This window comes from Dietzia sp. SYD-A1 (assembly GCF_015356725.1).
Taxonomy (GTDB): domain Bacteria; phylum Actinomycetota; class Actinomycetes; order Mycobacteriales; family Mycobacteriaceae; genus Dietzia.
Genome location: NZ_JADDKI010000121.1, coordinates 1 through 8,724 on the forward strand (window position 1 = coordinate 1; position 8,724 = coordinate 8,724).

General features: G+C 71.3%; 7 protein-coding genes and 1 pseudogene. 4 read left to right on the forward strand and 4 right to left on the reverse strand.

Features of this window, described 5'->3' with window-relative positions; translation table 11 throughout:
• The 4 genes and pseudogenes from IY392_RS05720 to IY392_RS05735 form a co-directional block, all read right to left on the reverse strand.
• Nucleotides 1-648: pseudogene (locus IY392_RS05720) on the reverse strand (hypothetical protein); the annotation flags it as partial.
• A 370-nt stretch (nucleotides 649-1,018) separates the two neighbouring features.
• Entirely contained in the window at nucleotides 1,019-1,654 is a 636-nt protein-coding gene (locus IY392_RS05725) for a hypothetical protein (protein WP_182612752.1), read from the reverse strand.
• A 101-nt stretch (nucleotides 1,655-1,755) separates the two neighbouring features.
• Nucleotides 1,756-3,627: a glycosyltransferase gene (locus IY392_RS05730; protein WP_194860744.1), complete on the reverse strand. Its 1,872-nt coding sequence runs from the start codon at nucleotides 3,625-3,627 to the stop codon at nucleotides 1,756-1,758.
• 136 nt (nucleotides 3,628-3,763) lie between these two features.
• Nucleotides 3,764-4,270, reverse strand: a complete 507-nt coding sequence (locus tag IY392_RS05735; RefSeq protein WP_107757931.1) for a GtrA family protein — start codon at nucleotides 4,268-4,270, stop codon at nucleotides 3,764-3,766.
• 260 nt (nucleotides 4,271-4,530) lie between these two features.
• Between IY392_RS05735 and IY392_RS05740 the strand changes: the two genes are divergently transcribed.
• The 4 genes from IY392_RS05740 to IY392_RS05755 form a co-directional block, all read left to right on the forward strand.
• Complete coding sequence (locus tag IY392_RS05740; RefSeq protein ID WP_194860745.1) at nucleotides 4,531-5,922, forward strand: lipase family protein; 1,392 nt, start codon at nucleotides 4,531-4,533, stop codon at nucleotides 5,920-5,922.
• 29 nt (nucleotides 5,923-5,951) lie between these two features.
• Nucleotides 5,952-7,400, forward strand: coding sequence for an FAD-binding oxidoreductase (locus tag IY392_RS05745; protein WP_107755473.1), 1,449 nt, complete (start codon nucleotides 5,952-5,954; stop codon nucleotides 7,398-7,400).
• Between the two features lie 320 nt (nucleotides 7,401-7,720).
• Nucleotides 7,721-8,482, forward strand: a complete 762-nt coding sequence (locus IY392_RS05750) for a decaprenylphospho-beta-D-erythro-pentofuranosid-2-ulose 2-reductase (RefSeq protein WP_107755472.1) — start codon at nucleotides 7,721-7,723, stop codon at nucleotides 8,480-8,482.
• A 2-nt stretch (nucleotides 8,483-8,484) separates the two neighbouring features.
• A partial coding sequence (locus tag IY392_RS05755) for an arabinofuranosyltransferase (RefSeq protein ID WP_194860746.1) occupies nucleotides 8,485-8,724 on the forward strand: 240 nt, incomplete at its 3' end.

Genomic DNA, 8,724 nt, shown 5'->3' on the forward strand with positions numbered 1-8,724 from the left:
GAACCCGTCGAACCCCGCCGCCGCCAACCGGAGCCGCGCGCGGGACGATTCCGCGGACACCGACCGCCGGTCGATCGCCGCGGCAACGTTCGCAAACCGGCGGGCTCCCCGGCCGGACGGGTGCGCGGTCGCCGCCGCGAGCCGACCCGCCAGTCCCGGGATCGCCGCGCACATCCGCTCCACGGCCACCACCGCGTCCTCGGGATCCAGATCACAGGCCAGGTCCCGGCAGGTGCGCAGCGGGGTGGTGACCCGGAGACCGCCCACCTCGGTGACGGCGGCCGACTGCATCGCCCCATAGCGGTACACCCGTCCCTCGCGGGACCTCCGGGTGGCCGGCAGCCAGATCTCGGGCGGCGCACCGGGCGGGGCCGAGTCGTCTCCCCACAACAGTGCGGCGCTGCGCCCGCGCAGGACCCCCTCGGGCCAGATCCGCGCCAGCGCCTCACTCCGTAGCCGGAGGTCGTCGACCTGATCGTCACGTCGGTAGACCCCGTGCCAGATCCGGACGTAACGCTCGCGCTCGCGTGGGTCGGGGACCGCCGCCGCCAGTTCGGCGGTGGTCAACGGTCCCGGCGGCAACAGTCCGACGGACCGAGCGACGGAGGTGACGATCGCAGGCCCGGGAGAGGGAGTCGGTGAGTGCATGCCGCACACTCTGCCCCCCGGAGCCGGTGGACGGCCCTGAGATCGGTCTGCGACCACCGGTCATGTGGACAGCGCGGGCCTGTGGAGGAACGCCCCCGGGAGCAGCCCTCGAGGGGGTGGACCGACAGATGCGCGGTGGCAGTAGGAGCGTCGACACCGCGGCCGACCAGATGATGCACGGCCGCAGGCCGGATCAGGTCGTGCGTCCTCTCAACCCGGTCCCGGGAGACGCCCCCATGTCCGGTGGTGGCCGGCCGGGCCGCAGCGGCAGGAAGGATCCGTGCCCGTGTCGGCGGGAGAACGGGCTGCGCCGACAGGCGATCCAGTCCTGGGAGAACAGCCGCCCGGAGAGCCCGGCGACCGGACGGGTTCAGCCCTGCTCGGGCGGCGCGACCGGTAGCCACCATCGTCGCTCTCCGTCCATGTCGACGGACGGCTCCCCCCGACGCGCCAGAACGTCATCCCGATGCGTGCTGGGGATCACCTGGGCCATGACGGTTCCCGGCACGCAGACCATGTCGAGCAGCCAGGCCAGGGACTCGACGTACGTGATCGCCCGCTCGGCGCCGTCCCACTCGTAGAGTCCCCGATAGCGGCCCAGGCCGTCGTGGCCCAACCACAGCTTCGAGGTGAAGCCGGGAAAACCCACGAACAACGGGATGTTCAACCAACTCTCCAGCCGGAACAGAAGGTGCCCTCGCCCGCGGACACCGCGGAGGACGAACCCCACGACCACCACCGCCGGATCCGTGGCCCGGCCGTCCTCGACCCTCGTCTCCCGGTACACCCGGGCGCTGGAACCGTCGTCGAACCGGATCACGCGCCCGACGTTGTCCCGGGGATGGTGAAGTCGCCGCGCGAGCAGCATCCGCACCGTCGTGAGGACGCTGCCCGCCACCCTGGGGGCCGCGAACCGGGCACGCTCCGCCGCCACGCGCCCGGCCCTGCGGTGCTCGGTCCCGGACGGTGACGGATCACGGGACCATCCCATCGGATCGGGGGACATATCGGCCTCCTCGGAACTGGGAGGTGCGGCACCGGGTGCGCCGAGTATAGGCGCCCCCGACATCGAAGAAGTAGCGTCGCCGACGAGTCCGGTCAGACCCCCTACACCCCGTACAACCGGGCCCAGTTCTCCCGCGTGGTGAGGCGGGCCTGCGCCTCACGCCACCGTTCCTGGGCCGCGGGGGCCTCCCGCACGAACCGGGCGAGCAGCGCGACCAGGCATTTCTGCAGTTCCGTGACCCGCTGTGGGTCGACCTTCCGGTGGTGGACCCCGGTCTGCGAGGCGTCGGTCACGTACACCTCGTCGAAGAGCGAGACGTGCCACCAGGCCGCGTCCTCGTAGGGGACGGCCACGACACCGCGGCGCTGACGGCCGAGCTTCTGGACGAGCAATCGCTTGGCCAGCACCTGGTCCTCGCGGTCCTCCCGGGGGATCCCCACCTTGCGCTCCACCGTGATCCCCGCGGGGAGGGCGTCGACGGCGAGCCTGGCCGTCTCGGGGTATCCCGCGCGCTCGGCGCGGATCGCGGCCAGGGCGGCCTGCCCGCCGTCGCCGACGCCGTGCGCGCCGTCGGGTCCGTCGAGGAACGCCTCGATGCCGCGCATGCGGGTGGCGGCGAGCCCGTACTGCATCGCCACGACCGCCCTCAGGACGCTCCGTCCCAGGTTCGCGGCCATGGCGCGCGGGTCGATCCCCTGGCGGATGGCCGCTGTGGTCAGCGAGTTGCGCATCGAGAAGAACTGGCCGAAGTCGTCGCCGTCCTTCCAGTAGAAGTCGGCGTGCCACACCGCCGCACCCTGCAGGGTGCAGGTGGGGATCCCTGCCTGTCGGCACCGCAGCCCGTACTCGATGTCGTCCCACTGGAAGAAGTACGGCAGGGGCAGGCCGACCCTCTCCACCGCCTCCCCCGGCACCAGACAGGACCACCACGCGTTGTACTCGGCGTCGACCCGCCGTTCCTGCCGGTGGTCCACCACGGACTCGTCGCGCAGTGCGTACTCGTCGGCGTCCAGTCCGCCCTCGAGCTGATCGAGCCGCGTGCGCTCCGCCGAGACCAGCAGGTAGTCCGGGTTGAACAGGTACAGCATCTGCGCGCCGACGAGCATCGGCTCACGGGTCACGGCCGCGAAGGCGAACAGCCGCAGCACCGTCTCGGGTTCGACCCTCACGTCGTCGTCCATGAGCAGTACGTCCACCGGCCCGGCGGAGCCGGGGGCGGTGGCCTCGAACATCCCTCGGCTGAATCCCCCGGCACCGCCGAGGTTGGGCTGGCGGAGGTAGTGCAGCCGGTCACCGAACTCCCCGGCCGCGCGGTGGAACGCCTCACGCGTCTCGACAAGGTCGGCTCCCTGGTCCGTCACGTAGAGATCGTCGATCAGATCGGCCACCAACGGGTCGGACGCCAGCGAGTCGACGGTGGCGGCACAGTCGTCCGCCCTGTTGAAGGTGCAGATGGCCACCGCCGCGCGGCGGGCCGGCCTCGTCGTCGTCACGCTCCACGTCACCTCGGACACGGTCGCCTCGGCATCCACCGCGTGGAACTCCAACCACATCGCGCCGCCGTCGACGAAGGCGTCCACCGGCACGTTCAGCACCGCCATGCCGTCCCCGTGGTGGTGGAACACGTCCACCGTCCGCACGTGGGAGCCGATGTCGGAGGCGCGGACCAGGACGTCGAGGCGACCCCCGGACTCGACCGCGACCCGGACGGTCAGCTCGGACACCGATGTCCACCGCTGCCAATAGGAGGCCTCGAACCGGCCGAAGTAGGTGTTGGTGTCGACGACGGCCCCCGCGTCCAGGTGCAGCTCGGCGCGCGTCCGGCGCACGACCCCCCGCACGATCCGCGAGTACAGGTCGTCGTTCACCCACCTGCGCGGGCCCGAGAACAGGGTGCGCTGCAACAGCAGGTCGCGCTCGGCCGGGAGGGAGCCGGTGTCGGCACCTGCGGCTGTCACGGTGGTGGCGTCCATGTGGCGGGTGCTCCTGGGGTGTCGGTGCGGGATCGTCTGACGCCCGGGCGGGTGAAGGCGCGGTCGCGCCGTCCAGGCTAGCCCCCGGCCGGGCTTCGCCCCGGGAGGGCGGTCAGCGCACCCCGGGGTCCACGGGTCAGCGCACCCGGAAGATCACGGTGCGCTGCACGATGAAGTTGGTGACCGTGGCCACGCCCTGTGCGATGACGTACCCGACCGTCGTGGCCCAGAACGTGCTCCAGCCCAGATCGTGGAACAACGGCACCAGCAGCATGAACAGGCCCCACTGCACGCCGAACATCAGCGCGTACAGCCCCATCGTGGCGACGAAGCGGGCGCGGGAGGGTTCGGCCTGGAACGTCCACCGGCGGTTGAGCGAGTACGCCGTGAGCGTGCCGGCCACGAACGACAGCGCCTTGGCGGGACCGTAGCCCAGGCCGAACAGCATCAACAGCTGCAGCAGACCGTAGTCGACGACCGCCGAGAGGACGCCCGTGAGGAAGAAGCGGGTGATCTGGGTCCTCAGGTCCGCCGGCCGAGCCGGATCGGATTCGTGTCGGGCTTCGAGCGGGTCGACCGCTCCGCGCAGGGAGTCGAGGACGGAATCGTCGGGGATGTCCGCGCCGCCGGTAGGTGTACTCACCAGGACAGCGTAGGGCGCGGCCGCGCCGGAGCGACAACCCTTCCGGCCCGCCGATCCGGCGATGGCCATGGCGTCGCCGGGCAAGACGCCCGCGACGGCGTCCCGGGCCAGCCACATCCGGCCGGCCACGTAGCCCATGACGAGCGCGGGGACGACGAGCCGAAGGGCCGCGCGGACCGGGGCCCACGGGTCCTCCGGGGTCGACCGGACGCCGGGGTCAGGTGCCCCTCCCACCGGGGTGGCCGCGATAATGTGAGCAGATGTTCTCCCGACGCCCACGCCGTCCCGCGACCGCGGCCCTCGCGATGGCGTGCGCGCTGGCGTGCGCTGTCGCGGGATCCCCCGCGCTCGCCCAGCCCCGGTCGATAGACGACTCGCCGACAGTCTCCGCCCCGGATCCTCTGTCCGCGGTCCGGGCGGCACCACCCGAGGAGCGGACACCGGAGCGGTACCTCCCGAGCCCCTCGCCCGATCCCTGGTACCACTCCCCTCCGGCCGTGGACCCGGGCACGGCGCCAGGCACGATCCTGGCCACACGATCGGTCGCGATCCCGCCGTACAACGTGCGCAACTTCGGCCGCGGGTGGCAGGTCCTGGTCCAGAGCACCGACTCCCACGACCGACCGCAGCAGATCGTCTCGACGATCATCGAACCGGCCACGCCGTGGCCCGGCCCTGGCCCCCGACCGCTCGTGTCGTTCAACGTGACCATCGACTCACTGGGCCTGGACTGCATGCCCTCATACGTCCTGCCCCACAAGTTCAACTTCGAACTCCCCCCCTTCCTCCAGATCCTCGCCGACCGTGGCTACGGACTCGTCCTCACGGACTTCCAGGGCCCGCGAGCCGCGTACGGAGCGGGCCGGGCCAACGGCCGGGCCGTCCTCGACGGGATCCGCGCGGCCCGCGCCTTCACCCCGGCCGGAGACCCCGCCCCGTTGTTCGGGGAGTCGCGGGTGGTCCAGGTGGGGTACTCCGGCGGCGGAATCGCCACCGGGTGGGCCGCCCAGTTGCAACCGGTCTACGCGCCCGAACTCACCGGGGTGCTCGCCGGGTCCTCCGTGGGTGGGGTCCCCGCGGACTATTCGGAGTTGTTCGACACCATGGACGGGACCCTCGCCTCCGGCCTCTACCGAGCTGCCGTGCTGGGACTGGCCCGCGAGTACCCGCAGCTCTACTCGCTGCTCAACGACACCGGCGACGTGGTGGCCCATCAGCTCCGCGACGCCTGCGCGCCGATCAACACCGTCGGTGGACTCGCCCCGTTCCCACTGTCGGTGCTCACCGACGCCGACCCCCGCACCGACCCCACGGTGCAGGAGGTGATGGCGCGGAACCGGTTGGGCCGGGCGGACCCCGCCCACGGGGCGGACCCCCGTGAGGTCCCCTCCGGACCGGTGCAGGTGTGGCATGCCGACGCGGTGGTGCCGATGGGCCCGGGGCCGGGGTCGTCGCGAGGTCCCGGGGACACCTTCGTTCCCGAGTGGACCGCCCACAGGCTGGTCCACGAATGGTGCGCGGCGGGTGCTGACGTGGAGTACACGCCCGTCGCCGGCGAACACGTCACCGCGGCGTACACCGCGGTCGGGCCCGCCCTCGACTGGGTGGACGCCCGCGCCCGCGGGGTGCCGTTCACCACGGGCTGCCGCTGATCCGGGACACCGGCGGTAACCTCGACCGGGTGAGCACCACGCAGCAGACCACCCCGGCCGAGTCCACCCTGGACACCGAACTCAAGCGCCTCACCGGCTGGGGACGCACCTCGCCGGCCATGAGCCACGTGCTCACCCCCCGCTCGGTGGAGGAGATCTCGGCGGCCGTCGCGGCGGTCAACGACGCCAACGCCGCCGGTCCCACCCACCTCCGGCGCGGTGTGGTGGCCCGGGGGCTCGGCCGGTCGTACGGGGACAGCGCGCAGAACTCCGGCGGCCTGGTCCTGGACATGAGCCGGTTCAACCGCATCCACGAGCTCAACGCCGAGAAGGCGCTCGCGGTGGTAGACGCCGGGGTGAACCTGGACCAGCTCATGCGCGCCGCGCTGCCCTTCGGCCTCTGGGTGCCGGTCCTGCCGGGCACACGCCAGGTCACCGTGGGCGGGGCGATCGGGCACGACATCCACGGCAAGAACCACCACTCGGCTGGGTCGTTCGGCAACCACGTCACCCGGATGGAGCTCCTCGTCGCGGACGGCCGCGTCCTCACCCTCGAGCCCGGCGGGACGTCCGACGACCCCGAGGGCACACTGTTCTGGGCCACGGTGGGCGGCAACGGTCTCACCGGCGTGGTCCTCAAGGTGTGGATCGCGATGACCCGCACGGAGACCGCGTTCTTCCTCGCCGACTCCGACCAGACGGGGTCGCTCGACGAGACGATCGCCCTGCACACGGATGGCTCCGAGGCCAGATACACCTATTCCTCGGCGTGGTTCGACGCCATCAGCGCGCCGCCGAAGCTCGGCCGGGCAGCGGTGTCCCGCGGGTCGCTGGCCACGCTCGCACAACTCGAGGAGTACGCCCCCAAGCTCGCCAAGGACCCGTTGGCCATGGACGCCAAGCCGCTGGTCACGTTCCCGGACGTGTTCCCCAACGGTCTGGCCAACAAGTACACCTTCGGCCCCATCGGCGAGGTCTACTACCGTCTCGGCGGCACCTCACGAAACAAGATCAAGACCCTCCCGGCCTTCTATCACATGCTCGATCTGTTCGGAGAGTGGAACCGCGCGTACGGATCCGACGGCTTCCTGCAATACCAGTTCATCGTCCCGCCCGGGGCGGTCGACGGGTTCAAGGAGATCATCGGCGACATCCAGCGCTCGGGCCACTACTCGTTCCTCAACGTGTTCAAACTCTTCGGCCCCGGGAACCAGGCCCCGCTCTCGTTCCCCATGGAGGGGTGGAACGTGTGTGTGGACTTCCCGATCAACGACCGACTGAACTCGTTCGTCAACGAGTTGGACGCCAAGGTCATGTCGATGGGCGGGCGGCTCTACACCGCCAAGGACTCGCGGGTCCCGGCCGACCGTTTCCACGCCATGTATCCTCAGATCGATTCGTGGATCGCCACCCGACGCGAGATCGACCCCCACGGGGTCTTCGTCTCCGACATGGGCCGGCGCCTCGAACTACTCTGACCCGGCGCGCGGCGCTCCTCGATGGGAATCGCACGGCGCGGTCTATACACGCGGACGAGCGACGGGCCACAATGGGGTGACCCCGGACGACAAGGGTCGCCCGGAGGCATGATCGGGAGCCCGCCATGATCCTCCGCACCGTCGCCGCCGCCGTCGTCCTGGTCGCCGTCTCCCCGCCGCCCACCACGTGGCGACGGTCTCCCCGGAGGCCACCCCCGCCGTCTCCCGCCGTCCGCCCGCTCACGCGGGGTTCACGTCGGGCCGGGTAGTCGCGGACACCTTCCCCGATCCTGCGGGGGCCCCTCGGTAGACTCCTGCGCATGATCAATGCCGTCGGCGTCCCACAGACCCTGCTCCTGCTCGGAGGCACCTCCGAGATCGGCCTGGCGATCTGCGGGGAGTACCTCCGGCAGGGCCCGATGCGTGTCGTGCTGGCCTGCCTCCCCGGGGATCCAGGTATCGAGGACGCCCGGGCCGAGATGACGGCCGCCGGCGCCACCACCGTCGACGTGGTGGATTTTGACGCCGCCGCCACCGACTCCCATCCGGCCGCCTTCGAGCAGATCTTCGCCGGAGGCGACGTCGACGTCGCGATCGTGGCGTTCGGCCTCCTCGGGGAGAACGAGGAACTGTGGTCCGACCAGCGCAAGGCCGTGCAGATCGCCCAGGTCAACTACACCGGTGCGGTGTCGGTGGGGGTGCTGCTCGCCGAGCGGATGAAGGCGCAGGGCTACGGCAGGATCATCGCCATGAGCTCGGCGGCAGGCCTCCGCGCCCGCCGCTCCAACTTCGTCTACGGCTCCACCAAGGCCGGCCTGGACTCGTTCTACACCGGTCTGGGCTACGCCCTCGACGAATACGGGGTGGACGTTCTGGTGATCCGCCCGGGGCAGGTCCGCACCCGCATGTCGGCGCACGTCAAGGAGGCGCCGCTCACCATCAACAAGGACGACGTGGCCCGCATCGCGGTCAAGAAGTCCGGCGCGGGCAAGGGTGCGGTCTTCGCCCCCGCCGCGTTCGGCGGCGTCATGGCGGTCCTGACCCACGTCCCGCGCCCGATCTTCCGCAAGCTCCCCTTCTGACCATGCCGGTGGCGCTCCGGGGGCCGGGCCTGGCGGGAGCGGCGACGCTGCTGGCCGCAGCCGTCACCGCTGTCGTCCTGGTCGGTTTCTCTCTCGTCTCCTTCCCCGCCTACGGCAACTCCAACGTCCTGCGGGCACTCACGGTCGTCGGCCAGTGCGCCGCGTTCGCCCTGGTGGTGGCCGGCGTGCTGTGTGCCCGTGCGGGCGAGCGTCCCGGGGGGCGGGCCGGACTGGTCCGGGTG

Coding starts and splice junctions, on each gene's coding strand:
- IY392_RS05750 (WP_107755472.1), top strand. CDS start 7,721: ATGATCAATGCCGTCGGCGTCCCACAGACCCTGCTCCTGCTCGGAGGC.
- IY392_RS05730 (WP_194860744.1), bottom strand. CDS start 3,627: ATGGACGCCACCACCGTGACAGCCGCAGGTGCCGACACCGGCTCCCTC.
- IY392_RS05740 (WP_194860745.1), top strand. CDS start 4,531: ATGTTCTCCCGACGCCCACGCCGTCCCGCGACCGCGGCCCTCGCGATG.
- IY392_RS05725 (WP_182612752.1), bottom strand. CDS start 1,654: ATGTCCCCCGATCCGATGGGATGGTCCCGTGATCCGTCACCGTCCGGG.